The sequence below is a fragment of the Paractinoplanes ovalisporus genome (assembly GCF_016834655.1).
GTDB classification, from domain to species: domain Bacteria; phylum Actinomycetota; class Actinomycetes; order Mycobacteriales; family Micromonosporaceae; genus Actinoplanes; species Actinoplanes ovalisporus.
In genome coordinates this window covers 34894-60708 of the sequence record NZ_JAENHP010000009.1, presented here as the reverse complement: position 1 = coordinate 60708, position 25815 = coordinate 34894, and the positions used below count along the sequence as shown (strand labels likewise).

Genomic DNA, 25815 nt, shown 5'->3' with positions numbered 1-25815 from the left:
CAGCGCCAAAAGGGCCGGCTCAGCGCCCGAAAAGGACAGCCAGGTCACGCTCGGCGAACAACCGGTGATGCCATTCCTCGTTCAGAACGATCAGGAGGCATTTCCGTACGGGGTAAGCCCGCGGCAACGGCCATCCCGGCCCCTCGACCGGAGTCGTGTCGGCCGCCAGCGTCTCGGAAGTGAGCCCGTCGATCACCCGGCGGACCGTCGCCATCCGGTCGTGCCGCACGGCCAGCACCTCGTCGAGCGACGGCCGCGCCGAACGGTCGCGCGGCACCTCGGGCGTGTCCGGCATCCCGTCCCACGGCAGTGACAACGCATCCCAGGGTGTCGGGTCACCGAGGATCGCCCGCAGCACCCACGAGTCGGCCACAAAGATCATGTGCCGCAGCGTCTCGATGAACGACCACTCGCCGTCCACCGATTCGTGCAGCTGCTCGGGCGGCAGTTGGCGGGCCCGCTCGACCGTGCCCGCCCACCGCTGCTCGACGATGTCCCACGCGACGCGGAAGCCGTCGGCGGTGTCGGGTCTCATGCGAGCCCGGTCCGGGTCGCGCCGGTCGAGTTCGGCCTCGATCAGCGGCACCACGTCGACCCCGTTGATCACGAGGTTGTGCACGTCGCCGTCGATGCTCACATCCCGCAGCTCGACGCCCCGCATCGTCGAGCGGGAGAAGTCGGTGTCGCGGAACACCGATCCGGTGAGGTCGGTGAACGAGAAGCGCGATCCGTTCAGGTCCTGCCGATGGAAGTCAGCCATGGCAGGACCGTAGTCGGAGATCCGGACGTCAGGCTTCCGGATTGCCGGGCCCGACCCGGTGCCGGCCGATCGGGACGATCATCGGGGTGTTCGAGATCGGGTCGTTGACGAGCTCGCACCGCATCCCGAAGACGTCCCCGATGATCTCGGCGTCGAGCACCTCGTTCGGGTTGCCGGCCGTCACCACCGCGCCGTCCTTCATCACGACCAGGTGGTCGGCGTAGCGGAAGGCCAGGTTGAGCTCGTGCAGCACGATCACGACGGTGGTGCCCTCGGCCTCGTTCAGGTCGGTCAGCAGGTCGAGAACCTCGACCTGGTGACTGATGTCGAGATAGGTCGTGGGCTCGTCGAGCAGCAGGATGCCGGTACGCTGGGCCAGCGCCATCGCGATCCACACGCGCTGCCGCTGACCGCCGGAGAGCTCGTCGACCGGCCGGGCCGCCAGCGGCAGGGTGCCGGTCGCGGTGAGCGCCGCCGTCACCGCCTCGTCGTCGTCGCTGCTCCACCGCCGGAACCAGCCCTGGTGCACGTGCCGGCCGCGGCTGACCAGGTCGGTGACCGTGATGCCGTCCGGCGCGATCGGGCCCTGGGGCAGGATGCCCAGTTCGAGCGCGACCTCGCGGCTGGGCGTGGAGTGGATCGACTTGCCGTCGAGCAGCACGCTCCCCGAGGCGGGCGGCAGCAGCCGGGCCATGCCACGCAGGAACGTCGACTTCCCGCACGCGTTGGGTCCGACGATGATGGTGACCTTGCCGGTCGGCAGCTGCATGCTGAGGTCGTTGACGATGGTGCGCTCGCCGTATCCCAGCGAGAGCCGTTCTGCCTGCAGAGTCAGGGGCACGGTCAGCCTCCTCGGCCGGAGCGGTTGGCCGTGGCGAGCAGCCACAGCAGGTAGGGGGCGCCGATCACGCCGGTGACGACGCCGACCGGGAACTGACGGGATCCGAGCAGGTGCGACCCGATGAAGTCGGAGACCAGCACCAGCAGCGCGCCGACCAGGGCGGCCTGGAGCAGGACGGGCCGTCCCCCGCCGACCAGCCGGGCCGCGATCGGCCCGGACATGAAGGCGACGAACGCGATCGGACCGGCCGCCGAGGTCGCCATGCCGGCCAGGCACACCGCCACGATCAGCAACGCGAAGCGGCTCCACTGCACCCGTACGCCGAAAGCGGTAGCCAGGTCGTCACCGAGCTGCATGCCGGTCAGCACCCGCCCGAGGATGAGGGCCAGCGGCAGCAGGATGAGCAGGGCGACCGCGAGCGGGATGATCTGCGGCCAGGTGCGGCCGTTGACGCTGCCGGTCAGCCAGATCATCGCCTCGGCCGCGACCTTCACGTCCGACCGGGTCAGGATGTAGGAGGTGATGCTGGTCAGCACCGTGCCGATGCCGATGCCGACCAGGATGAAGCGGTAACCGCCCACGCCCTTGCGCCACGAGAGCGCATAGATGGCCAGGGCCGTGACCACCGCGCCGGTCAGACCGGCGGCGGCGACGATGCCGCCGTCGAGCCCGAGCACCATGACCATGACGATCCCGGCCGTGGTCGCGCCCTGGCTGACGCCGATCACGTCGGGGCTGGCCAGCGGGTTGCGCAGCAGCTGCTGGAACAGCGCGCCGGCCAGGCCGAACGCCAGCCCGGTCAGCACCGAGACCGAGGCCCGGGGCAGGCGCAGGTCGTGCATGATGTAGTCGACCCCGGCCGGTGTGGGCTGCCCGAGCAGCGACCGCACCACGTCGGGCAGGGAGATCTGGAAATCGCCGTAGGACAGGGCCAGCGCGAACATCGCGATCACCGCGACGAACAGGACCACGGCCACCGTACGGGCCCGGGCCGACTCGCGGCGCCGGGTCGTCTCGACCACCCCGGCGCTCACAGCTCGGCCAGTTTCTCGCGACGGGCCATGGCCACGAAGATCGGCGCCCCGATGATCGCGGTGACGATGCCGACCTGCACCTCGCCCGGGCGGGCGACGACCCGGCCGATCACGTCGGCGATGAGCAGCAGGAGCGGCGCCAGCAGCATCGAGTAGGGCAGCAGCCAGCGGTGGTCGGGCCCGGTGATGGCCCGCGCGATGTGCGGGATGACCAGGCCGATGAACACGAGCGGACCGGCCATCGAGGTGGCCGTGCCGCAGAGCAGGACGACCGCGCCGGCCGCGATGAGCCGGGCCACGATCACGTTCTGGCCGAACGAGGTGGCCACGTCGTCGCCGAGGGCCAGCGCGTTGAGGGCACGCGCCGAACAGAGCGCCAGTGCCGCCCCGGCGACCAGGAACGGGATGCTCTGCACGGCGACATCGGTGCCGCGGCCGGCCAGCGATCCGACCTGCCAGAAGCGGAACTGGTCGTACGCGTCGACGTCGGTGATGAGCACGGCGGTGGTGAACGAGACCAGGGCCGCGGTGACCGCCGCGCCGGCCAGGGCGAGTTTCACCGGGGTGGCGCCGCCCCGGCCGATCGAACCGATCGTGTAGACGAGCACCGAGGTGATCGCGGCGCCGAGGAAGCCGAACCAGACGTACCCGGTCAGGCTCGTGATGCCGAAGAAGCTGATCGCGATGACGATGAACAGCCCGGCGCCGGCGTTGACGCCGAGGATGCCGGGGTCGGCCAGGGGGTTGCGGGTGACGCCCTGGACCACCGCGCCGGCCAGGCCGAACGCGGCGCCGGCGAGCAGACCGACGATCGTGCGGGGGACGCGCGACTCGGTGACGATGAGGTCGAGAGTGGAGTTCGGGTCCGGGTTCACGAGGGCGTGAAGCACCGTGCCGAAGGGCACGGCCCGGGCGCCGACGGCGAGGCTCAGCAGCGCAGCTCCAGCGAGGGCCGCCGCGATCACCACCAGTCCGGTGGTGAGTACGGCGGCCCTGCGGTGACGGTGGTCCGGCACCGGTCGTCAGCCGGCGGCGGTGGCCAGCAGCGGGGTGACCTTGTCCACGGCGTAGGACAGGCCGGCGACGGACGCACTCGAGAACGCGTTCGAGATGTCCTTGTCGTCCATGTAGGCGACGTGCCCGGCCTTGACCGACGGCACGGCCTGGAACAGCTTGTCGCTCTTGACCTGGTCGAGCGTGGCCTGGATGAGGAACACCACGGTGACGTCGGCGTTGGCCAGGTCGAGCTGCTCGTTGGAGAGCGTGATGTAGAACGAGTCCTTCTTCAGGGCCTCGATCGCCGGGGCGTTCTTGAAGCCCAGCTTGGTGAGGAAGTCGACCCGGCCGTCGCCGGTGACGTACGCGCCCCAGCCGTCGCCGGTGCGGGCGACCGCGGCGATGGTCTTGTCCTTGAAGCCCGGGTTGGCCGCGGCGGCCGCGGTGAACTTGGCGTCGAGGTCGCTCTTCAGCTTGGCCGCCTCGGTCTGCTTGCCGAGGGCCTTGCCGATCATGTCGAGCTGCTGCTCCCAGGTGGTCAGGTACATCTCGCCACCCTGGGGGACGTCGACCACCGGGACGCCGAGCTTGGCCAGCGAGTCGTGCCGGGCCTTCTCGCCGCTGCCGCGGGTGTCGAGGATCAGGTCGGGCTTGAGGGCCGCCACCTTCTCCATGTCTAGCTCGAGGGTGCCCAGGATCTCGGGGGCCGTCGTGTACTTGCCCGCGTTCCACGGACCCTGGCCGTCGCCGCCGAAGGCCAGCCAGTCGGACGCGCCCACGGGCTGCACGCCCAGCGACAACGCGACGTCGGCGTCGCTCCAGCCCAGAGCGACGACCCGCTCGGGCTGCTTCTCGACGGTCACGTCACCGAACGCGGTCGTGATGGTGACCGGGAAAGCGGCGGCGGCCGACGAGCCCGCCTCGGGCGAGGCGTTGTCGTCCTCCGTGCCGGTCGTCGAGCAGCCGGCGAGAACAACCGCGGCGCTCAGGATGGCGGCCGGCAGCAGCCGGCGTGCACGCGAAAACGGGAAATGCATGAAGGCTCCAGTATCTCCAAAGGTGAGCCTAACCTAACGACCACCACCATATCCGCAAGTCAGAGCCATCAAGGTCACAATTCCAAACGTCCTGACAAATGGGCTGCGGCCGCGATGGTGGCCGCGTACTGCACGCCGACCAGACGCCGGATCTCGATCGGTTCGAGCTCGGCGACGCGGGCGTCCTCGTCCAGCCAGGCGGCGTACCGCTGCTCCACCTCGGCCAGTGCGGAACGGACCGAAGCCCGTACGTTGCCCACCGCGGCCTCGCCTTGGAGAGCGCGAAGAAGGATTCCGCCGTAGCGCAGCCGCCACTCGTGGAAGTTCAACTCCAGCGAGTTCGCCTCGGCCACGGTGGCCGGTCGCTGCGACGCCGGGTCCTTGCTGCGCGCGAGCCGTTCGTGCCCCGCGCCCTCGACCACGGTGGCGTAGAAGCGGGCTGCCCTCCAGTACGGCGACGTCGGTGCGATCAGGCAGCTCTCGACCGCGGCAAGCGTCCGGCTCAGCAGCTCGGCCAGATCGGCCATCGCCACGGCATTGGCGGCCAGGGCTTCCGCGTACGTCACCCCGGCCTCGGACGTGTCACCGGCGCGCGCATCCAGCCAGTACGGCAGCTCGCTGACCAGAATGAGCGCGCCCCACCGCTCGGCGTACCAGGTGGTGCTGCCGCCCTCGAAGATCCACGGCTGGTTGCGGGCCATCGTGCGCTCATAGACGGTGGCCAGCGGCGTGGCCTCGTAGATGGCGTCGTCGAGCATCTCGAGGTCGGGGGCCTCGGGCTCGCCGCGGTCGAGCGGGATGCCCAGATGCTCGGGCACGCGCTTGAGCACCGGGTGCAGGGCGGGCTCGGCGCGGCTCATCCAGTAGTAGGCGCCGCCCAGCTCGCTGTTGTGCAGCGAGGCGACCAGGGCCGGCCGGTGCGCGTCGATGAGCCGCATCAGCGCCTGCGTCTCGGGGATCGGCTCGTCGAAGTACGCGTCGCCGTGGTTCACCGGGAACGTCCACTCGACCTGGTCGCGGCCGGCCGGGCGGTAGAAGTGCCGCGCGTAGTGGCTGCGGGTGAACGGGCCGCGCAGCCAGCCCTCGTTGAGCCGCAGCCCGTCCGGGTCGACGCAGTCCACGATCTGCCATCGGTGTCCGAGGCGTTCCCGCAGCTCCCGGTCGGTGCACAGGCGTTCGGCCAGGTGCAGCGCGGTCAGGCCGCCGATCGGCTCGTTGGGGTGGGGCAGGCCGAACGCCAGGGCCTCGGGGGCGTGGTCGGCGGGCCCGTCGACGGTCAGGCACCAGAGGGGGTTGCCCTGCCGGGAACTGCCGCACCGGCGCAACGACGCGACGCCGGGGTGACGATCCGCGATCCGCCGCAGTCCGGCGTGCAGTTCGTCCACCCCGGCGAAGGCCTCGTACGCCGGCACGGTCTCGATCTCGGCGAGGAGCCAGGAGGGGAGCCCGGCGGGAAGGGTGTCCATCCCGCCATCCTCCCTGCTCCCGCTCGGGGCCGCCGTCGGACGGCTATTCCTTGGTGCCCGCGGCCTGCACCGGGGGAACCCGCAGGAGGCGGCCCACCGGCAGGATCGTGGTGACCAGGGCCAGCGCCGTCGCGCCACCGAGCACGACCGCCCAACCCATCGGCGGCACGTAGGGCACCAGCTGGCCGGTCAGCGCCCGCACCACGGCCACCAGCGTCATCCCGGCGATCACCACGCCGACCGTCAGCGCCGCCCCGAGCAGACCGACCTGTTCGGCGTTGACCATCCGCCGCACCTGGCGCCGGGTGACCCCGGACAGCCGCAGCAGAGCCAGCTCGCGGCCGCGGGCCAGGGCCGCCATCACCATCGTGTTGCCGGCGGCGAGGGCCGCGTACGCGACCATCACGGTGATCAGCAGCTTGTTGAGCCAGGCGCTGATGGCCAGGTCGCGGCCGAGCTGCCCGGTCAGGTCGTCGGCCGTGCGCACCTGCCCGAGGGCAGCCAGTGCCGGGTCGGCCCGGCCGTCGGTGCGCACCAGGATCTCGTCGTACGGGCCCGACGCGTACGGCATCACCACGTCACCGAAGCCCAAGCCGCGGTCGTAGATCGCGACCACCGAGCGCTTGACCAGGGTGCCGTCGGCGAGCCACATCTCGGCCTGGTCACCGACCTTCCACCCCGACGACGACGCCTGCAGGGCCGACACCGCCATCGTGTCGCCGGTGAGCCCGGCCAGGCTGCCCTCGCGCACCCCGAGGTCCATCGTGGACCCCAGCTGGGACGGCTCGACCGTGCGGGCCACCACCGTCTCGGCGCCGTCGAAGACCCGGACCACCACCGACGTGTGCTGCACGCCGGTCGCCGCCTCGACTCCCCCGGTACGCCGTACGCGGTCGGCGGTGGTCGCGGGCAGGCCCTGCGGATCGGCCAGGACCCGGTCGGCCAGCATGCCGTCCCGGCTCTGGGTGACGGTCTGGCGTTGCAGGTTGTCCTGCAGGAACCAGACCGAGCCGCCGAACCCGACCGACAGCACGAGCGCGCTCAGCACGGCGGCCATGCCCCGGGCGTTGGCCCGCAGGTTGGCCACGGCGAGCTCACCCGAGACGCCCCACACCCGGCGCAGCGCCGGAGCGAGCAGCCGGGCCGCGAACTCGTTGATCCACGGGGCGAGCAGGGCCACCGCCAGCACGAACAGATAGAGCATGCCGACCGCGGCCGCCATCGCCGCCGTGCCCGAGGTGCCGGCCGCGAAGAACGTGGACGTGACCCCGGCGGCCAGCGTGAACAGACCGGAGGCGAGCCGGATGCGGCCACCGCGGGGCGGCTCGACCGCGATCTCGCCGAGCGCCTCGGCCGGGCGGATCTTCGCAACGCGGCGGGCGGCGATCCGGGCCGCGAGCACGGCGATCAGCATCGTGGTCACGGTCGCGACGGCGGCGGCGATGCCGGGCGCGGCGATCGGAAACTCGGCGGGGAGGAAGCCGCGAGTCACCAGCTGGTCGTGCACCCAGTGGGTCGACCAGAGCCCGGCCGGGATGCCGATCGCGGCCGAGGCCAGGCCCACGACGGCGGCCTCGGCGACGACCAGCGAGCGGACCTGGCGCGGGGTGGCGGCGACGGCCCGGAGCAGGGCCAGGTCGCGACGGCGGTGCCGGACGGACAGGCCGACGGTTCCGGCCACCACGAAGACGATCAGCATCACCACGTAGCCGCCGAACGCACTGCCCGCTTCGAGCAGCAGCGAACGGGCCTCGATCGAGGCGGACGACTCGGCCCAGCCGCGGTCCTTCCCGGCGTACGCCTCGACTCCGGCCTCCTCGGCCAGGGCGTCGACCTGGGTGATCGCATCGGGGGAGGCGACCTTGACGGCGATCGCCTGGGGGCCGGCCTGGACGTCGGTCACGCCCGGCACGGCGCGGATCTTGTCGGCCAGCCCGGCCGGGACCTTGCCCTCGGGCAGCGGCACCTGCGAGGTGCTGACCTCGCCGTCGAACTCCTTGGTCGAGATGGTGATGTGCTGGTGGGCGACCACCACGTCGGCCGCCGCGTACCGCCCGGGGTCGGGCTGGAACCGCAGGCCCGACTCGACGAACACGGCCAGCGTCATCAGGATCATCACGCCGCCGGCCAGGGCGACCAGGGTGGCGATCGAGGTTCCGGGGCGCTGCCGCAGCAGGCGCATCGCGAGCTTGAGCATCGGTTCAGCCCTTCCAGCGGGTCGCCAGCACTTCGGCGATCTTCTCGGCGCCCAGTTGCGGCAGGTCACGGACGATGCGGCCGTCAGCCAGCACGAGCACCCGGTCGGCGTAGGAGGCGGCGACCGGGTCGTGGGTCACCATCACCACGGTCTGGCCGAACTCGTCGACCATCGAGCGCAGCAGGGCCAGCACCTCGCCCGCGGTGTTGGTGTCGAGGGCGCCGGTCGGCTCGTCGGCGAAGACCACGTCGGGGCGTACGGCCAGCGCCCGGGCGATCGCGACCCGCTGCTGCTGGCCGCCGGAGAGCTGGGCCGGCCGGTGCTGCAACCGCTGGGTCAGGCCTACCCGCTCGATCACGCTCGCCAGCCACTGCCGGTCGGGCTGCTCCCCCGAGAGCTTCGAGGGCAGCAGGATGTTCTCCTCGACGGTGAGCGCGCCGATCAGGTTGAACGCCTGGAAGACGAAGCCGACGCGGTTGCGCCGCAGCTCGGTCAGCCTGGTCTCGGAGAGCTTGGAGAGCTCGGTGTCGCCGATCCAGACCCGGCCCGCCGAGGGCCGGTCGAGGCCGGCCGCGGTCTGCAGCAGGGTGCTCTTGCCGGAGCCGGACGGGCCCATCACCGCGGTGAACGTGCCGCGGGCGAACGCCGCGTCCACCCCGGCCAGGGCCGCGACCTGCTGCCCGTCGGTGGCGTACGTCCGGGTGAGTCCCTCGACCCGGACCGCGAGCAAGTCGTTCATCACTGCGCCTCTCGGTGTGCTCTTCGCTGACACCGGAAACGCTATTTTTCGCAGCGGTCAAGATCGATGAAGCCAGCGGGCCTCTTCGCGGTACAGCTAGCTGTACCCGGCGCTATTTCTCCAGGTAGCGCAGCACCGCGGTGACCCGGCGGTCGGCCCGGTCGCTGGGCGCGAGGTCGAGCTTGGCGAAGATGCTGCGGATGTGTTTGTGCACGGCGCCCTCAGTGACCACGAGCCGCTCGGCGATCGCCACGTTGCCCAGCCCCTCGGCCATCAGCGCCAGCACGTCCCGTTCGCGCGGGCTGAGCCGTTCCAGGCCGTTGTCCGCGCGGTTGCGCGAGAGCAGCAGCCCGACCACCTCGGGGTCGACCGCCGTGCCGCCGTCGGCCACGCGGTGCAGCGCCGTCAGGAACTCCTCGACCCGCCCCACCCGCTCCTTCAGCAGATAGCCGAGCCCCGCCGCGCCACCGCTGAGCAGATCGGTGGCAAAAGCCTGTTCCACGTACGCCGAGAGGACGAGCACGGCCAGGCCGGGCAACCGCCGGCGGGCCTCGACGGCGGCGACGATGCCCTCGTCGGTGTGCGTGGGCGGCATCCGGACGTCGACGATCGCCACATCCGGCTTGTGCTCGTCGACGGCGGCCAGGAACGGGGCGGGACCGTCGGCGGTGGCGACCACCTCGAGCCCCTCGGCCCGCAGCAGCAGGGCCAGGCCCTCGCGCAGCAGCGGCTCGTCCTCGGCGATCACGATCCGCACGGCAGCTCCACTCGCATGGTCGTCGGCCCACCGGCCGGGCTGGTCAGGGTGAGGGTTCCGTCGTACGCCTCGACCCGGCGCCGGATGCCGGTGAGCCCGGACCCGCCGTCCTCGTCGGCGCCGCCGCGCCCGTCGTCGCTGACGGTCAGGATCAGCCGGTCACCGGCGACGGTCGCCCGCACCGAAGCGGTCGTGGCGCCGCTGTGTTTGTTGATGTTCGTGAGCGCCTCGGCCACCACAAAATAGGCGGTCGCCTCGACCGAGGCCGCGCACCGCCGGGGCAGGTCGACCTCGAGCCGGCAGGGCACCCCGGAGTCGCCGGCCAGCCCGGCCAGCGCGCCGTCGAGCCCGCGGCCGTCGAGCACGGGCGGGAGGATGCCGCGCACGACCGTCCGCAGCTCGGCCAGGGCCAGCTCGGCGGCGTCCTGGGCCCGGTCGAGCATCTCGCCGGCCGCGGCCGGGTCGCGGGCCACCGCCCGCCGGGCCGCGCCGAGCAGCACGCTGACCGCGACCAGGCGGTTCTGGGCGCCGTCGTGCAGCGAACGTTCGATGCGGCGCAGCTCGGCCGCGTGCGCGTCGAGGGCGGCGGCCCGGGTCGCGGTCAGCTCGGCGACGCGCAGGCTGAGGTCGGTGCCGGGCGGCGGGGAGAGCAGGCGACGGCCGGGCCAGGCCTGCAACCGGGCCAGCTTCGGCGCGAGATAGAGGCCGAGCAGCACCCAGGCGAGACCGTAGAGGCCCACCAGGATCGCGTCGCGCTGGTTGTGGACCGGCCAGAAGACCAGCCCGGGGACGGAGTCGGGCGGGACGAGCCACCAGTAGAACGGGTAGACGATGTCCTGCACGGACGAGAGCGGGACGATCAGGCCGAACGCGCTGATGAAGAAGCCGGCGGTGGCGTGCTCGACGAGCCAGAGCAGTTCCCGCCCGCTGGGCCGCTCCGAGAGCGGGCCCAGAACCTCGGGACCCCAGCGTGACAACCGGGCCCGCTCACGGTCGGCCACCGCACGGACGGCGCTACGGGCGTACGGGAAAAGCAGTAATCCGATGCCGACCAGGCAGAGAATCGCCACGATGGCGATCCAGAAGAGGGTGGCCAGCGCGAGAGCCGACGTGCCGAAGCCGCCGAGCAGCCTCCGCAGGCCGTCGATGGTGGCGTGCGCACGGCGGCGCAGGCCATCGGCGTTCATAGCCCGTCAGACTAGCGCCTGGACGCGGACGGGCCCGGGTGTCCGGGACGCCCAGATCGCGGCATTCAGCACGGCCCAGGCCCCGCCGAGCAGCACGGCGGCGATGGTCTCGCTCAGGCGGCTCCAGCCCAGATAGACCCACGAGCCCGAGCAGAGGACGAGACCGGCCGCGGCCAGGGTGCCCACGGTGACCCGCTGCGGCCAGGTCAGGCGGCGCGACACCAGCCAGGCCAGCAGACCGACCACGGCCGCCAGCTGGGCCGTCTGCACCGACGCCAGTGAGGCGAGCGCCGGACCGGCCTCGGCCAGGGGCAGCGGGCCGTCGTACTCGGCGGCGGACGGGAAGAACAGGTCGGGCGGGCCCTCCCACGAGGGCGGATTCAGGACGGCGAGGATCAGGGTCAGGACGACCATGGGAACCAGCGGAGCCAGGGCGTCGAGCACGCCCTCGCGGCGCCACCAGGCCCGCAGCAGCACGGCCAACGCGGCGACGCCGAGCAGGATCTCGGGGCTGACCGAGGTGGCGAGTTCGAGCGCGAACCGGTAGCCGTCGGAGCTCCACTGCCCGCGGGCCCAGGTGGTGACGGCGTCGTCGGCCGCGGACAGGCCGCTCAGCTTGACGATCAGCGGGATGACGACGATCAGCACCGCCGCCAGAGCCACCAGCGCGCCCAGGCTGATCAGCACCCGGGTGGCACGGCTGCCGGTCAGCGGAGGCCAGGCCGGCTGGCTGAACAGGTGCCGGCCGCTGGTTGAGTTGAGCGGGTGCCGCCCCAGCCAGCGGCCGGCCAGCACCAGCGCGATGAGCAGGCCGGTGAGCACGGCCAGGGCACCCCCGGCCCGACCGGCCCGGGCGGCCAGCACGTCGTAGGAGGCGCCGGCCAGATAGCTGCCGACGACCAGCCACAGCGACCAGCCGACCGCCGCCGGGATCTGCCCGGCCGCGAACCGGCGGTAGGGCACGCCGTTCATCCCGGCCAGGCGGGGTACGAGCGTACGGGCCCCGGCCACCCACTGTCCGAAGAAGACGGCCCGGCCGCCGTGCCGCTCGAAGATCCGCTCGGCCCGCTGCCAGTGCCGCTCCTTGACGAACCGGGCGCGTGGCCCCCGGCGGCGCCCGGCGAAATAGCCCCCCGTTCCGCCGAGCACCGCCGCCCCCACCGCGACCAGCGCGGCCGGAACGATGCCCACCACCCCCTCGTTGGCGAGCAGTCCCAGCGCGACGAGCGCGGTCGCTGACGGCAGCACCAGCCCGGCCAGGACGGCCGCCTCGGAGACCACGAGAGCGGCCACCACCAGCAGCACGAGGCCGGCCGGCAGCGAGCCGAGCAGGTCGTCGAGCCATTGCACGATCGAAGCCTATGAACGCGCTTCCCCCAGGCGGATCGGTGAGATTCCCCTAAGCTCGGGCGGGAACTTTCTCAGGCCGGGGAGCGACCAACCACTCCCCGGCATCGGACAGAAGGACCTGTGAACCCATGACCAAGCCCGTGACCCGCCTGCTCGTCGCCCTGGCCGCGGTGCTGGCGGTGCTTCTGCCCGGCGCACCGGCGTTGGCCCACAACGCGCTGGCCGAGGCGACCCCGGCCAAGGGCTCGACGGTCAAGAAGGCGCCGACCAGCGTCAAGCTGAAGTTCCTGCAGAAGCTGAACCCCGAGTACACGACGATCGCCGTCTCCTCCGGGTCCACCAAGATCGACGCGTCCGACCCCGAGGTGGCGGGCGCGACCGGCACGATCACCTTCGAGCCGCTGGCCAACGGCGCCTACACGGTGGCGTACCGGGTGGTCTCGCAGGACGGCCACACCGTGCAGGGCTCCTACAAGTTCACCGTGGCCGACCCGGCCGCCACCGCCGCCCCGAGCTCCGAGCCCGCCCCGGCGCCGGACGAGTCGCTGGTCGAGGTTCCGCCGACGGCCACCAGCGCCGCGCCCTCGGCCCCGGCCGCCGACCTGGCGTCCGCCGAGAGCGACGACTCCGGCAACACCACCATGTTCGTCGTCATCGGGGCGATCGTCGTGGCCCTGCTCGCGTTCGCCGGGTTCCTCTTCGCGCGCAACCGGAGGGCCGGCTGACGGGGTTATGCTCCGTCGATGGATGGGCTGGGCGTCGCCGTCGTCGGGTTCGGCTGGATGGGGCGGGTGCACGCCCAGGCGTACGCCCGGGTCCCGCACCACTTTCCCTCGGTGAGCCCGGTCCGCCTCGTCTCCGTCGCCGATGACGTTCCCGGCCGCGCCGACGAGGCCGCCCGGCGCTACGGCTTCGAGGAATCGACCCGGGACTGGCGCTCGCTCGTGGGCGACCCACGGGTGGGCGCGGTCAGCATCACCGCCCCCAACTTCCTGCACCGCGAGATCGGCAGCGCGTTCGCGGCCGCCGGGCAGCACATCTGGATCGAGAAACCGGTCGGGCTCAGCGCCGCCGACGCCCGGGCCATCGTCGGCGACGTCCAGGTGGCCGTGGGCTTCAACTACCGCAACGCGCCCGCCGTCGAGAAGGCCCGCCTGCTCATCGCGGAGGGTGGGATCGGCGACGTCACGCACGCCCGGTTCCGGTTCCTGAGCGACTATGCGGCCCACCCCGACGACGCCCTGAGCTGGCGCTTCGAGCGGGCCCGGGGCGGCAACGGCGTCCTCGGCGACCTCGGGGCGCACGGCGTCGACCTGATCCGCTACCTGCTCGGCGAGATCGACTCTTTGGTCGCCGACACCGCGATCTTCATCCGGGAGAGACCGCGCCCGACCGCCGCCACGGCCGGGCACGAACGGGGCCGCGGCGAGCCGGGTCCGGTCGAGAACGACGACTACTTCGGCAGCCTGCTGCGGATGGCCTCCGGGGCGCGGGTGATCCTCGACTGCAGCCGCGTCGCCGTGGGCGAACAGAACAGCTACGGCTTCGAGATCCACGGCACCCGGGGCGCGCTCTTCTGGGACTTCCGCCGCATGGGCGAACTGGGCATCGGCACCGACACCCAGTTCGTCGGCCCCTCCGACGGGGACTTCGGGGCGTTCCAGCCGGGGGCCGGCATCCCGATGGGCTACGACGACCTCAAGGTGATCGAGGCGGCGCGCTTTCTGCAGTCGGTCGCGGAGGGGATCCCGTACGGCGCAACGCTTGTCGACGCGATCCGCGCGGCCGAGGCGCTGGACGCCCTGGAACAGTCGGCAGTCTCGGGAGCCTGGATCACGCTGAACCCGTAGCGGGCTCCACCACCTTCCCGACCCGCAGGGGCAGCACGAACGCACCCCGCTCGGGGCCCGAGCCGACCACCGAGACGCAGACCAGAACCGCACCGAGCTGGCCGGCCGCCGCTCCCACTTCGACTAGGGCCGGCTGAAGCGGCGGGCCAGTTCGGCCAAGCGGGACTTCTGGACGGAACTGGCCTGCTTGACGACAAACCCGCGCAACAGAGCCGGAAACTCGACCTCGATCGACTCGGTCAGCGTGGTGGCGCCGCCATCGGGGGCGAGATCCACGGTCGACTCGAGCCGGACGGCGCCCGGGCTGACAACGTCGCTGACTACGCGAAGGTCGGGCCGCACACCGGTGAGGGTGACGCGGATCAGGTTGTCCCAGTGGAACGGCCCTAGCCGGAAACGCTCAACCGCAACGTAGGCGGTCGATTCCCCCGCCGGGCGGACGTCGCGAACAGCCACGATGAGCGGCGACAGTCCGATGTAGTTGTGCGGGTCGAGCAGGTGCTCATAGATCACCGCAGCCGGCGCGGCGATCCGGACGCTGTCACTGAACCGGTCGGTCGGCATGGCCAGGATCGTATGCGGGACGAGGGCAGGCACTCGTCTCCCCCGGTGGATCCCCTGGTTTGTCGCAGGGATCGCCCACTGCCCGGGCCCGGTGCGGGAGCCGACGATGAGTACACATCCGGCCCGTACGAGGGCCGGCACCGGAGGGGGATGTCAGGTGCACATCAGTTGGCCGCGCCGCGTGGCGCTCATAGCTTCCGCGCTTGTCGGTGTTCTCGGAACCGCGTTCGTCGCCGCCCCGGCCTCGGCCACCGATCCCGAGGACCGGATCCTCATCACGGCCGGAGAGCTCAACTGCGTGGACTACAGCCAGGGCAAGATCTGGCAGACGTCCCTGAACTTCGCCCGCGCCCGGTATCGCTTCTGCCTGTCGGAGAGCTCCGACGGCACTGTGGTGAAGCCGATCGTGCAGGTCCAGTTCGACTGGCCGATCGGTGACTGCAGTCTGGCCATCGGCTTCCCGAGGTCGGCCGAGGTCAGCTGCCCGGCCGGGGCCACGCGCAAGCGCACGATCATCAAGTTCCAGGCCTACAAGAGCATCAACAACAAGCCGATCGTCTTCCGCATCCCGCTCACCGTCACGCGGCCGAACGGCCGGACGTACACCGGGTGGTGCAACTTCACCCCGCAGAACACGTCGACCAACACGACCCAGTTCGCCCTGGGCAAGCAGGACCACCCGACCCTGACGTGCAGTGGACCGCAGTACAAGCGGCTGCGGGGGATCTACACCATCAGCACGTTCGGCCCGCGCGGTGACGTGGCCGACGACGGCGCCCCGGAGCGCATCCTCCCCGGCGGCAGCTTCCAGTACATCTCGCAGTAAGGGAGCAGGGCGCCTGGCATTCCGGAGGGGGGAGGCCAGGCGCCCGCACGGCCTCTGCCGGATCCGAGGGTGTGCACTCTTTCCGATCGGGCCCGCAGACGATAGGCAGGTCAGGTGGCAGACATCCTCCGGGGCAGGCTGACGCTGGCGTCCCCGGCGACGGCGGAGTGGCGTCTGCTCCGGTTCTGCCTTGCGCCTGCCTTCACGGCGACCGTGATCGCCGTGGTTGTCCAAGGTCAGGTGTGGCAGTCCGATCCCCGGAACGCCACTCTGAACGTGCTGTTGTCGGCTTTGCTGGCCACAGCTGCGGGGCTGCTGACCTATCCGGTTGTCGTTCCGCGCCGGCCCCTCTGCTGGACGCTCCTGGCCGGCGCGGTGCTCTGGCCGGCCACCTGGGCCGGATCATGGGGCGGCAGCTTCGCCACCCGGGCCGGCGAGTTCAGCAACGTCCTCTTCTGGTTCGCGGTCACCTGCGCCGTCCTGCTTCACCTCGACGGCGGTGCGTGGCGGTGGCCGGTACGGGTCTTTGTCGCCGCGTCGGCGTTCGTCCTGCCGGTCGGCGAGGTGGTCCTGGCGATGGCCGGCCGGACCTATCGCGACGCCGCGACACTGCTGGCCGTGGCCGACGCCGCCATCGTCCTGCTGTTCGCCACGGTGGTCGGACTCCACCTGCGGCGGGTCCCGGGCCGGGAACGCTGGGCGGCGCTCGGCGTGATCGTTCCGGTCGTGGCGGCCGCGGCGCTGACCGCTGCGGAGGGTCCCCGATCCGTGCCCGAGCCCAGCTACTGGGTCGCGGCGAGTACGGCCGGCCTGATCCTGTTCCCTCTCGCGCTGATCGCCCAGGCCTGGCGGAGCCGGGCTCTCGGGGCCCGGCTCGCGGACGAGATCGCCCGGATGCCGATGCTGACCGGGGCCGTGGTGCGCGACGGCCTGCGCCGCGCTGTCGGGGACGAGAGCCTGGACGTGTTCTACCGCCTGACGGATCAGAAGCTGTTCGTCAACGAGTCGGGCGACGAGCGATGTGACCGGCCACCGGCCGAAGGGCGATACGTGATCACCGTCGACGACCCGACCGAACCCGCCGGCTCGGGCCCGGTGGCGATGGTCGAGGTGGACGCCCGGTTCCGCCACTGGCCACAGGCCGAACGTCTGCGCACGGTGGCGATGCTCTCCAGCCGCGATCTGGCCATGGCCCGGCTCGACACCGTGACGAAGGTGTGGAGCAAGCGGATCCGCGCCGGAGACCTGGCCCAGCGCCGTGAACTCGAACAGGTTCTGCACGAGCAGGTGCAGCAGCGGGTGAGTGCCATCTCGATGACCCTCGGCCGGCTGGGGCTGCGGACAGCGTCGGACGCGACCGCCACGGCTTCGGTACGGCTGGCCCAGCAGGAGCTGAGCGTCGCCCTCGACCAGCTGCGGTCGGTCGCCGAGGCGCTCTACTCACCGTTGCTGCGCGAGTCCGGCCTGGCTCCCGCCCTGGAGCATCTCGGCCGCTCGGTCGACCTTCCGGTCCGGGTGACGGTCGCGAACGAGGCCGAACTGGACGACACGATGCGGGCCGCGGCCATGACCGCGGCCCAGGACATCGTCGGCGACGCCGCCACGATCCTGGACGGCATCCGGCAGCCGCCGGGCCTGCACATCGATGTCTCCGCGGCCGGCAAGACCCTCGTCGTCCGGGTCGTCACCGACCAGGCCGATCTGATGGCTCCCGGCAACCGCCGTATCCGGCTGCTCTCGGCCCGGGCGGCGGAGGCCGGCGGCGGCATCCAGTTGGAACCACGGCCGGGACCCGGCACGACCATGACGGTGAGGATTCCATGCGGGTAGCAGTGGCCGACGACACTTTCCTGTTCCGGGAGGCCTTCTGCCTTCTGCTCGAGGACATGGGAATCGAGGTCTCCCACCGGGCGGCCAACGGACTCGACATGGTGGAGGCCGTCCGGAAGGACCGTCCCGACGTCGCCATCGTCGACATCCGGATGCCGCCCGGCGAGACCGGTGGGCTCGACGCGGCCGAGCGTCTGCGAGCGGATTTCCCCGACCTGGCGATCCTGGCCCTGTCGCAGTATGTGCAGGCGCCCTATCTCAAGCGGCTGCTGAGCGTCCAGGCCCGCGCCACCGGCTATCGCCTCAAGGACAAGGTGGCGGACGGGGGCTCACTGCGTGACTGCCTCGACCGCCTGGTGGCCGGTGAGACGGTCATCGAGCCCGAGATGGTGGAGATGCTGATGGCGCCGCGTACGGAGGCCGTGGCCGGACCCCTGGGCCGTCTGACACCGGCCGAGCTGCGGGTGCTGCAGCTGATGGCCGAAGGCTACGCCAACCGTCGGATCGCCGGGCTGCTCAGGATCAGCGTGCGAGCCGTGGAGAACCGGGTCGGCGCGATCTTCGCCAAGCTGGAACTCACCTCCGACGCCGCCGATCTCGACCGCCGGGTGAAGGCGGTGCTCACGTTCCTGCGGGAGGACCGCCGGGACCAGAGTCAGATGTAGCCGCGGGCCGGGGCAACGTCACGGTCAGGATGGTCCGGTAACCGTCGGAGCAGCCGACCTCCAGAGAGCCGCCCAGCTCACCGATCCGATCGCGTAGCCCGGTGAGCCCTCCGGCCGGCGTGAACCTCGCGCCGCCCTGCCCGTCGTCGGCGACGGTCGCCGCTATCGCCCGGGCGTCGGACGTGACACGGACCTCGATCCGGGTGGGCCGCCCGTGCCGGACGGCGTTCTGCATGCCTTCCTTGACGCAGAAGTAGACGGCGACCTCGGTCGCCAGGTCGAAGCGGCCGCCGACGACGTCGAGGGTGACCGGAACCGGCGATCGGCGGGCCTCCACCTCCAGTACCGGTCGCAGGCCATGCGCCTGCAACGCGGCCGGAACCCCGCCCCGTACGTACGTGCGCAGGTCCTCGTTCGACTCGGCGATCTGCTCGCGGATCCGGTCGAGCAGAGTCCGCACGTACGGGTCGGTGGCCCGCCGCGACTCCCGGCTGATCAGGAACTGCAGGGCGGTCAGGTTGCCTTGGACGCCGTCGTGGAGATCGCGGCGGATCCGATCGCGGGCGCGTTCCTCCGCGGTCCGGGCCGCGGCCTGCGCCGCTCGGGTCCGTTCGAGCTGGGCTCGCAGTTCCGCGTGGAGACGCGCGTTCTGAAGAGCGGGCCGCACCGCAGTGACGGCCGCTTCGAGATGCTGCGGATAGTGTCCCAGCTCGGCATCGGTGTCGAGGAGGGCAAGCGGCTCGCCGACCGGCCCGGTCACCGGGATCCAGACCCGTCCCGGCGGCGCCGAAGCGGGATCACCCACGCCGATCGTGTCCACGGGATCGCCGTACGCGTCGACGAAGACGCCGTGCGGCACCGACCAGAAGTACACCACCAGCGTCTCGTCGCGCAGCGTCCGGGCGAGAGCCTCACGAACACGGTCCTCGGTCGCGGGGTTGACCATCGGAACGATCCGGCTGGTGATGGCGGCGGATCGCAGCCGATCGAGGATGGTGCCGCTCATCAGCGCGATGGGGACGAGCAGCGCGGTGGTGCCTTGGATGACGTAGGCGCGCAGCGCGGCTTGCGCGTCTGTCATCGCGTCACCCTGTTGCGCGACCGCGGACACCAGCCCGATCAACGCGACGCCGGCGATGAGGGGAGCTATCCGCAACCGGGTGAAGCCCCGTGCGGTCCGGAACTGCACGACCAGGGTGATCGCGTAGGTCGCGGCCAGCAGCAGATACAGATACGTGGTCAGGCGGATCACCAGGTCGAACAGGTTCCGGTCGGCGTGCAGCGTCGGCCAGATCGACGAGGCGCTGAACCCGCTCCACTCCGGCTCGCCGAACACGGTGAGCATGAGCTGAGTGCCGCCGAGCACAATCACTGCCGCGGCGGTCCAGAGCCGGGCCGCCGCGTTCTGCAGGCGCCCGGTCGGATAGAGCAGCACGCCGATCCCCAGCAAGGCGAAGTAGACGGCGTTGCCCCAGTTGCCGGCCAGCGGAAAGATGCCGCTGTCACGCGCGGTCAGCCAGTTCGCGCTCCAGGCGAAGGCGCCGCCGATCATGAACAGACCCGTCCGGCGAGTGGACCGGCCGGACGCCAGCACGCCGCCCGCCGTCGCCAGGGCGGCACAGTCCACGATGACGATCACCGCTGCTACCGGGTGGTTCCTCCAGTACGGCGCTCCCGCGACGCCGACTGCCGCGCCGGCGAGAAGACCGAGGAGCAAGGCCGGCAGGAGGGGATCGGTGACGGTGAACGCATCGCGCGGGCGCCATCTCAGGCCGGGGGACATCGGCGAAGCGTATGCGTCACGTGACGGCACGTACCTGGGCTGGACGACCGACCCCACCCGGGACGATCGCCACGCGGCGCCCGACGTACGCCCGACCGGTTCCGTACCACCGCAAGCAGTTGATTTAAGGTTCTTTAAAAATCTGACCTGCGGTTTTCGTTGACAAGGGATCGATGGACGGCTTTATTGTTAACCGTCTTGCCAATCCCCCTGAGGCAAACGAGGTCATCGGAATGAGAAAGCGCACCCTGCTCGTCGCCGCACTGTCCACTGTGGTTGCCGGTGGGCTTGGTCTCCTCGGCGTTCAGAACGCCCACGCCGCCGCCCTCAACCCCGACGTGGCGCCGGGCGGCAACTTCAACCTCTCCGCCTGGTCGCTCCAACTGCCCATCGGCTCGCCGGGCAGCCCCGAGACGATCTCGCCGGCCCGGCTCAAGGGCGCCAACGGCTACACCAACCCGGCGTACTTCTGGACCGACAAGAACGACGGCTCGATGACATTTTGGGCGCCCGAGAAGGGCGTGACCACGCCCAACTCGAACTATGCCCGCTCCGAACTGCGCGAGATGAACGCCAACGGCTCGGCCGCCGACTGGGCGCTGGCCGGCAACCACACGCTCAGCGCCGACCTGCGGATCGTCTCGGTGACCAAGAATGTCGCGGTCGGTCAGGTGAAGCTCGGCACCGGCGGCACCTCGACCAAGCCGCTGCTCGAGCTCTACTACCGGGCCAACGGCGACATCTACCTGGGCCAGCAGCGCAGCCCCACCGACGGGCAGACGCTGCACAAACTCGGCAACGTGCCGCTCGGCCAGCGGTGGACCTACGTCATCAACGTCTCGGGCAACAAGGCCAGCCTGACGATCAACGGCGCGCGGACGAACTACACGATTCCGGCGTCCTTCAACCCGTACAAGCAGTATTTCAAGGCCGGCTCGTACAACCAGTCATCCTCGGACAGCACCACCAACGGGGCCAAGGTGAAGTTCTACGGCCTCACGATCCAACACAATTGACCGTACGACGTAACCGGCGCGCTGCCACGGGCGGTCCTCCAGGAAGAACGGCACCTCCTCGACCTCCCACTCGTCCCATTCGCGCAGCGCGCCGGCCTCGTCGACGCCCTTCTCGGCCATGTCCCGGCGGATGCCGCGGGCCTTGGCCTCCTCGTAGTCGGACTGCACCCAGACCACCGAATCGAGGTACGGGGTGAGCTCCCGGCGCGACGCCCCGACCCCCTCGACGATGACGAGCGGAGCCGACGCGGGCACCTCGACGAAGCCGTCCCGCCCGTGCGCCGGCCAGGCCGGTGGCTGATAGCGGACGTCGCCGCCGGCCAGCCAGGGCCGCAGCACGCCGTCGACCATCAGGTCGGCCCACCCGAAACGCGAGTGCCACCAGGCGATGTCGTCGGTGTGCACGACCACGCTGCCCGGGTGGGCCCGGCCGATCCGTTCGGCCAGCGTCGTCTTCCCGCTGCCACCCCGGCCGTCGACGGCGATCACCCGCCCGGTCAGCCGCCGTACGAAGGTCGTGAACGGCTCGACCTGCCACGAATCGGCTTCCGGCTCCCCCGGCCCCAGCTTCATCCCCGCAGTGTCGCGCAGATCCGGGCAACCCGCCGTGGAGGTCAGCGCAGAACGACCTCGGCCAGCCGTTCGATCTCGGCCGGGTCGTCGGTGGTGGGGTGCAGGATGAGATCGTCGGTGCCGATCGCGGCGAACGCCTGCACGGTTTCGCGAATCTGCGCGGCCGTGGCGGAGACGCTGTCGAGCACCAGCTTCGTCATCTGCTCGGGCGCGTAGGGGCCGTAATACGTACGGATGTTGGACAAGCCCTTTCCGGGGTCGCCCAGCGCGAAGTACATCATCGCCACCAGCCGCGGCCGTCCGGCACGACCGGCCGCCCGCCAGGCGTCGCGGGCGGCGTCGAACCCGCCGGCGACCATGGGGCCGGGCACACCACCGCTGGTGTAGCCGTCGCCCCACCTGGCCATGCGGGCGAACGAGGCCGCCACCGTGCCGCCGAAGATCAGGGGAACTGGGCGGGTGCCGGTGGGCACGGCGGGGTTCTCGCCGCCACCGGTCGGCTCGCCTTTCCATACGCGGTGATAGATCTCGAGGTCGGCATCGAGGCGCCGGCCCAGCCCCTTCGCCGGATAGCCCTCGGCGACGTAGTCGTCCGGCCGCCCGCCGAGCCCGACGCCCACGGTGAGCCGGCCGCCGGAGACCGCGTCGATGCCGGCCAGCTCCTTGGCCAGCAGCACCGGCGGCCAGACCGGCGTGATCGTCACCGTGCTGAACAGGTCGACCCGGCTGGTCGCGGCGGCCGCGGCGGCCAGCGCCACGGTGTCCATCAGAGCGGGGTAGGACACGCGCCCGAGCGTGCCGACCGAACTGAACCCGGCCTCCTCGGCCCGGCGCGCCCATCCCGGGATGACGGCCGGATTCATCTCGTGGACCTGGTTGGGAAGCCCGACACCGATTCGCATGTCCGAAAGTCTGGCCGCGCCCCACGAAGGCCGTCCAAGACCAGTTCCGGGCGATCTCATGCCGCATCGGCATGAGCGGCCCGGCCCGTGCCACTATCGGGGAATGGCTGACGTCGACCTGCGCCGGCTGCGGCAGTTCGTGACGCTCGCCGACACGCTCAACTACGGCCGCGCCGCCGAGAGCCTGCACATCGCGCAACCGGCGCTGAGCCGCTCGATCGCCGCCTTCGAGCGGGAACTCGGGGTCCGGCTCTTCGACCGCTCCCGGGCCGGCACCACGCTGACCCCGGCCGGGGAACTGCTGCGCGACGAGGCGCGGACTTTGCTGCACAGCTCCGAGACTCTGCACCGGCGGCTGCTGCGGGCCGACCGTGAAGGGCAGAGCATCACCGTCGGCTTCCTGCCCGGCACCACCGTCGCCCCGATGATCCAGCATTTGGAGAAGGCCTTCCCCGGCATCCGGGTCGACGGCGTCCGCACGTCGCAGGCCGACCAGATCTCCGGGCTGCGCGACGGCCACTTCGACGCCGGCCTCGCGATCCGCCCGTTCGACGGAACCGGCCTGACCGTGGTCGACCTCTATGCCGAGCCCCGCGCGGTCATCCTGCCGGCCGACCACCGCTGCGCCGGCAAGGAGGAGGTCACCCTGGCCGATCTCGCCGGCGAGGTGCTGCTTCACCCGGCCGGCGGAGTCGGCGCCGTCGAGGAGTTAAGCGAGCAGGTCGCCGCCGGGCGGGGCGTTGTTCTGGTCCCCGAGTCGGCCGCCCGCTTCTACCACCATCCCGGGCTGACCTGGTCCCTCGTGAGCGACGCCCCCCACGCGCGGATATGCCTGGTGGTCGAGAGCCACCGGAGGTCCGCCGTGCTCGACGAACTGCTGCGCAGCGCCCGGGCCATCAGCGGCACCTGCGTGACGTCGGTCAAAAGCTGAACCGGGCGGGTCAACCTGACAGCATCCTGACTTCTCCTCGCCAGGCTGGCCGTTCGCCACGGTGCATTCGGGTGCCGGGGCTGTGGACGGGAGGCAGGTTTCATGCGGAGAAGTCGTGCGCTGGTGGTGGCGGCGATCGCGCTCACGGCGCTGACGGCGTGTGGGGGCGGGGGCGAGAAGACGGAGAGCAGCGACGCCAAGGTGGCCACGTTGACCAGCACGGCGCCGGAGAAAGCGGCACCGACGTCCAAGGCGGCTCAGCGGCCGCGGGAACGACTCGACACGACGCCCGAGGAGTTCGAGGCGTTGCTCGGGCCGTACAACAAATGCCTCAAGGACCGTGGCTACGACCCGGATGACGCCAAGCGGAAGGCCGTCTCCGACGCGGGAGCGCAGGCGGCGACCGGGCCCGAGGCCGAAGCCATGGACGAGGCCTTCCGGGTGTGTGAGCAGCAGTTCTATCCGCTGCCGCCGTGGGAGAAGGACCCGGCCAACCCGGACGCGCGCGACTTCGCGGTCGACGTCGTGAAGTGCCTCAAGGGCAAGGGCGTCAAGTACGTCGAGGTCTCCGAGGACGGCATCAGCATCGCGCTCGGCGGCGACCAGAACGATTCGCGGTCGATCAGCATGGGCATGGACCTGATCCCGGACTGCGAACGTTCGGTAGCGGCGAAGAACAAATGACCGAGACCCCGCCCCCAGATTGGGGGCGGGGTTCATACGGTTGCCAGGGCCTGGGTGGGGGTCAGGCGGGCGGCCCGGACACTGGGGTAGAGCCCGGCCAACACGCCGATGACGACCGCTCCCCCGGCGCCGGCCAGCGCGGAATCAACCGGCACGACCAACGGCCAGTGCTGCCACGAGGCGTACCCCACGGTCGCGGCCAGGCCCAGCGCGGAACCCGCGAGCCCGCCGAACGTGGCCAGCACGACCGATTCGGTGAGGAACTGCAGGCGGATCTGCCCCCGGGTGGCGCCCAGGGCCCGGCGCAGACCGATCTCGGAACGGCGCTCGAGCACGGCGACGACCATGGTGTTGGCGACCCCGATCCCACCGACCACCAGCGCCACCGCGGCCAGGGCCAGGAACAGCACCGAGAAACTGCTCTCGGTGGCGCGCTTGGCCGCGAGCGCGTCCGACGGGCGGGTGACGTTGACCTGGCCGGGGCGTTCGGGATAGATGGTCTCGGCCAGGACCGCGCGGACCTCCTCCAGTTCGGACTCCTCCGACTGGACGTACAGCACCGTGGGGTGGCCGTCGAACTTCAGCGCGTCGCGGGCCGCCTCCCAGCCGACCAGCACCGAGCGGTCGATGTCGGGGGCGAGCGGCGTGGTGGCGAGGATCCCGACGACGGTGAACCTCGTTTCGGCGACGACGACCTGCGGGCCGGGGGCGGTGATGCCCAGGCGGGCGGCCGCGACCGAACCCAGCACGACGGCCGGGAAGTGGGCGGTGGCCTCGTTCAGCCACGAACCCGCCTGCATCCGCGCGTTGATCGTCGGAAGCAGGTCGAGCCGGCTCGCGAGAACCGTCAGCCCCGAGCCGTTGGACGCGGCGATGCGGTCGTTACGGCGTACGAGGGAATGGGTGTTGGCCACGGCGCTGACCGCGGTGACCGGACCGATGCGGCGCACCATCTCGACCGCCGACTCGGGGATGCGGGCCGGCGGATCCTGGTCGGGGACGGCCGTGGCCTGCAGCGTGTTCGTGCCGAGCTTGCTCAGTTCGTCGAGCAGCGCGGCCTGGCTGGAGGCGGGGATGCCGGTCACCACGATCATCGTGGCGATGCCGATCGCGATGCCCAGGGCCGAGAGCGCGGCCCGGGCCGGTCGGGTGCGCAGGCCGAGGAAGCCCAGGTCGAGCACGTCGAGCGGGCTCATGAGCGCACCACCCGGCCGTCGCGGATCTCGACCTGCCGGGGCATCGACGCCGCGATGTCCCGGTCATGGGTGATCACCACGATCGTCGTGCCCTCGTCGTTGAGCCGGCGCAGCAGGGCCAGCACGGCCTGCCCGTTCGCCGTGTCCAGGGCGCCCGTCGGCTCGTCCGCCAGCACGAGCGACGGGCGGTTGACCAGGGCGCGGGCGATCGCCACGCGCTGCCGCTCGCCGCCCGACAACTGCTGCGGGCGGTGACCGGCGCGATGTCCGAGGCCGACCCGCTCCAACGCGCCCAGGGCGAGCTCCCGGCGGTGGCGGCGCGGCGTTCCGGCGTACAGGAGCCCGGTTGTCACGTTGTCGACCGCGCTCAGCCCGTCGGTGAGGTGGAACTGCTGGAAGACGAAGCCGATCTCGCGGGCCCGCAGGCGGGACAGTTGCCGGTCGCGCAGCTGGGCGACGTCCTGCCCCGAGATCAGCACGGTGCCCGAGGTGGGCCGGTCGAGGGTGCCGATGATGTTGAGCAGGGTCGACTTGCCCGAGCCGGACGGCCCCACGATCGCCACCAGCTCGCCGGCCTCGATGTCGAGGGTCACGCCGGCCAGCGCGGTCACGTCACCGGGATAGACCATGC

General features: G+C 71.3%; 25 protein-coding genes. 8 read left to right on the top strand and 17 right to left on the bottom strand.

Features of this window, described 5'->3' with window-relative positions; all coding sequences use genetic code 11:
* Positions 1-19: 19 nt before the first annotated feature.
* The 11 genes from JIG36_RS26135 to JIG36_RS26085 form a co-directional block, all read right to left on the bottom strand.
* Positions 20-760, bottom strand: coding sequence for a DinB family protein (locus tag JIG36_RS26135; RefSeq protein ID WP_203379055.1), 741 nt, complete (start codon positions 758-760; stop codon positions 20-22).
* Between the two features lie 28 nt (positions 761-788).
* A complete protein-coding gene (locus JIG36_RS26130; protein WP_236048307.1) occupies positions 789-1607 on the bottom strand; it encodes an ABC transporter ATP-binding protein in 819 nt (272 codons plus the stop codon).
* Positions 1604-2635, bottom strand: coding sequence for a FecCD family ABC transporter permease (locus JIG36_RS26125; RefSeq protein WP_203379054.1), 1032 nt, complete (start codon positions 2633-2635; stop codon positions 1604-1606). The genes JIG36_RS26130 and JIG36_RS26125 overlap by 4 nt, the downstream gene beginning before the upstream one ends.
* Complete coding sequence (locus JIG36_RS26120; RefSeq protein WP_203379053.1) at positions 2632-3651, bottom strand: FecCD family ABC transporter permease; 1020 nt, start codon at positions 3649-3651, stop codon at positions 2632-2634. Before JIG36_RS26120 ends, JIG36_RS26125 begins: the two co-directional genes overlap by 4 nt.
* Positions 3652-3657: 6 nt before the next feature.
* Complete coding sequence (locus JIG36_RS26115) at positions 3658-4668, bottom strand: iron-siderophore ABC transporter substrate-binding protein (protein WP_203379052.1); 1011 nt, start codon at positions 4666-4668, stop codon at positions 3658-3660.
* 74 nt (positions 4669-4742) lie between these two features.
* Positions 4743-6134, bottom strand: a complete 1392-nt coding sequence (locus JIG36_RS26110; RefSeq protein WP_203379051.1) for a M14 family zinc carboxypeptidase — start codon at positions 6132-6134, stop codon at positions 4743-4745.
* A 43-nt stretch (positions 6135-6177) separates the two neighbouring features.
* Positions 6178-8331 carry an ABC transporter permease gene (locus JIG36_RS26105; RefSeq protein ID WP_203379050.1) on the bottom strand — a complete coding sequence of 718 codons (2154 nt, stop codon included), beginning with the start codon at positions 8329-8331 and terminating at the stop codon, positions 6178-6180.
* Between the two features lie 4 nt (positions 8332-8335).
* Positions 8336-9070, bottom strand: a complete 735-nt coding sequence (locus tag JIG36_RS26100; RefSeq protein WP_203379049.1) for an ABC transporter ATP-binding protein — start codon at positions 9068-9070, stop codon at positions 8336-8338.
* 112 nt (positions 9071-9182) lie between these two features.
* Complete coding sequence (locus JIG36_RS26095) at positions 9183-9827, bottom strand: response regulator (RefSeq protein WP_203379048.1); 645 nt, start codon at positions 9825-9827, stop codon at positions 9183-9185.
* Entirely contained in the window at positions 9815-11014 is a 1200-nt protein-coding gene (locus tag JIG36_RS26090; protein ID WP_203379047.1) for a sensor histidine kinase, read from the bottom strand. Before JIG36_RS26090 ends, JIG36_RS26095 begins: the two co-directional genes overlap by 13 nt.
* Before the next feature lie 6 nt (positions 11015-11020).
* The gene (locus JIG36_RS26085) at positions 11021-12364 is read right to left on the bottom strand and encodes a DedA family protein (RefSeq protein WP_203379046.1); all 1344 of its coding nucleotides are present in this window, start codon (positions 12362-12364) and stop codon (positions 11021-11023) included.
* A 128-nt stretch (positions 12365-12492) separates the two neighbouring features.
* Between JIG36_RS26085 and JIG36_RS26080 the strand changes: the two genes are divergently transcribed.
* Entirely contained in the window at positions 12493-13089 is a 597-nt protein-coding gene (locus JIG36_RS26080) for a copper resistance CopC family protein (protein WP_203379045.1), read from the top strand.
* Positions 13090-13107: 18 nt separating this feature from the next.
* Positions 13108-14214 carry a Gfo/Idh/MocA family protein gene (locus JIG36_RS26075; RefSeq protein ID WP_203379044.1) on the top strand — a complete coding sequence of 369 codons (1107 nt, stop codon included), beginning with the start codon at positions 13108-13110 and terminating at the stop codon, positions 14212-14214.
* 123 nt (positions 14215-14337) lie between these two features.
* Here JIG36_RS26075 and JIG36_RS26070 read toward each other — a convergent pair whose 3' ends face one another.
* Positions 14338-14778, bottom strand: a complete 441-nt coding sequence (locus JIG36_RS26070; RefSeq protein ID WP_203379043.1) for an SRPBCC family protein — start codon at positions 14776-14778, stop codon at positions 14338-14340.
* A 106-nt stretch (positions 14779-14884) separates the two neighbouring features.
* Here JIG36_RS26070 and JIG36_RS26065 point away from each other — a divergent pair, with 106 nt between their 5' ends.
* The 3 genes from JIG36_RS26065 (at position 14885) to JIG36_RS26055 (ending at position 18099) form a co-directional block, all read left to right on the top strand.
* A complete protein-coding gene (locus JIG36_RS26065; RefSeq protein ID WP_236048277.1) occupies positions 14885-15604 on the top strand; it encodes a hypothetical protein in 720 nt (239 codons plus the stop codon).
* Positions 15605-15718: 114 nt separating this feature from the next.
* A complete protein-coding gene (locus JIG36_RS26060) occupies positions 15719-17434 on the top strand; it encodes a sensor histidine kinase (RefSeq protein ID WP_203379041.1) in 1716 nt (571 codons plus the stop codon).
* Complete coding sequence (locus JIG36_RS26055) at positions 17425-18099, top strand: response regulator transcription factor (protein ID WP_203379040.1); 675 nt, start codon at positions 17425-17427, stop codon at positions 18097-18099. Before JIG36_RS26060 ends, JIG36_RS26055 begins: the two co-directional genes overlap by 10 nt.
* On the opposite strand, the gene JIG36_RS26050 is transcribed toward JIG36_RS26055, so the two are convergent.
* Positions 18056-19882 carry a sensor histidine kinase gene (locus tag JIG36_RS26050; protein ID WP_203379039.1) on the bottom strand — a complete coding sequence of 609 codons (1827 nt, stop codon included), beginning with the start codon at positions 19880-19882 and terminating at the stop codon, positions 18056-18058. The genes JIG36_RS26055 and JIG36_RS26050 overlap by 44 nt on opposite strands.
* A gap of 233 nt (positions 19883-20115) precedes the next feature.
* Here JIG36_RS26050 and JIG36_RS26045 point away from each other — a divergent pair, with 233 nt between their 5' ends.
* Positions 20116-20898 carry a polysaccharide lyase family 7 protein gene (locus tag JIG36_RS26045; RefSeq protein WP_203379038.1) on the top strand — a complete coding sequence of 261 codons (783 nt, stop codon included), beginning with the start codon at positions 20116-20118 and terminating at the stop codon, positions 20896-20898.
* Here JIG36_RS26045 and JIG36_RS26040 read toward each other — a convergent pair.
* Entirely contained in the window at positions 20830-21471 is a 642-nt protein-coding gene (locus JIG36_RS26040) for a uridine kinase family protein (protein WP_203379037.1), read from the bottom strand. The genes JIG36_RS26045 and JIG36_RS26040 overlap by 69 nt on opposite strands.
* Before the next feature lie 41 nt (positions 21472-21512).
* Complete coding sequence (locus JIG36_RS26035) at positions 21513-22373, bottom strand: LLM class flavin-dependent oxidoreductase (protein WP_203379036.1); 861 nt, start codon at positions 22371-22373, stop codon at positions 21513-21515.
* Positions 22374-22476: 103 nt separating this feature from the next.
* Here JIG36_RS26035 and JIG36_RS26030 point away from each other — a divergent pair, with 103 nt between their 5' ends.
* Both JIG36_RS26030 and JIG36_RS26025 read left to right on the top strand, forming a co-directional pair.
* The gene (locus JIG36_RS26030; protein ID WP_203379035.1) at positions 22477-23304 is read left to right on the top strand and encodes a LysR family transcriptional regulator; all 828 of its coding nucleotides are present in this window, start codon (positions 22477-22479) and stop codon (positions 23302-23304) included.
* Positions 23305-23406: 102 nt separating this feature from the next.
* The gene (locus tag JIG36_RS26025) at positions 23407-23988 is read left to right on the top strand and encodes a hypothetical protein (RefSeq protein WP_203379034.1); all 582 of its coding nucleotides are present in this window, start codon (positions 23407-23409) and stop codon (positions 23986-23988) included.
* A 32-nt stretch (positions 23989-24020) separates the two neighbouring features.
* On the opposite strand, the gene JIG36_RS26020 is transcribed toward JIG36_RS26025, so the two are convergent.
* Positions 24021-25184 (bottom strand): ABC transporter permease, encoded by a 1164-nt coding sequence (locus tag JIG36_RS26020; RefSeq protein WP_203379033.1) that lies wholly within the window; start codon positions 25182-25184, stop codon positions 24021-24023.
* Entirely contained in the window at positions 25181-25813 is a 633-nt protein-coding gene (locus JIG36_RS26015; RefSeq protein WP_203379285.1) for an ABC transporter ATP-binding protein, read from the bottom strand. Before JIG36_RS26015 ends, JIG36_RS26020 begins: the two co-directional genes overlap by 4 nt.
* Positions 25814-25815: the final 2 nt, after the last annotated feature.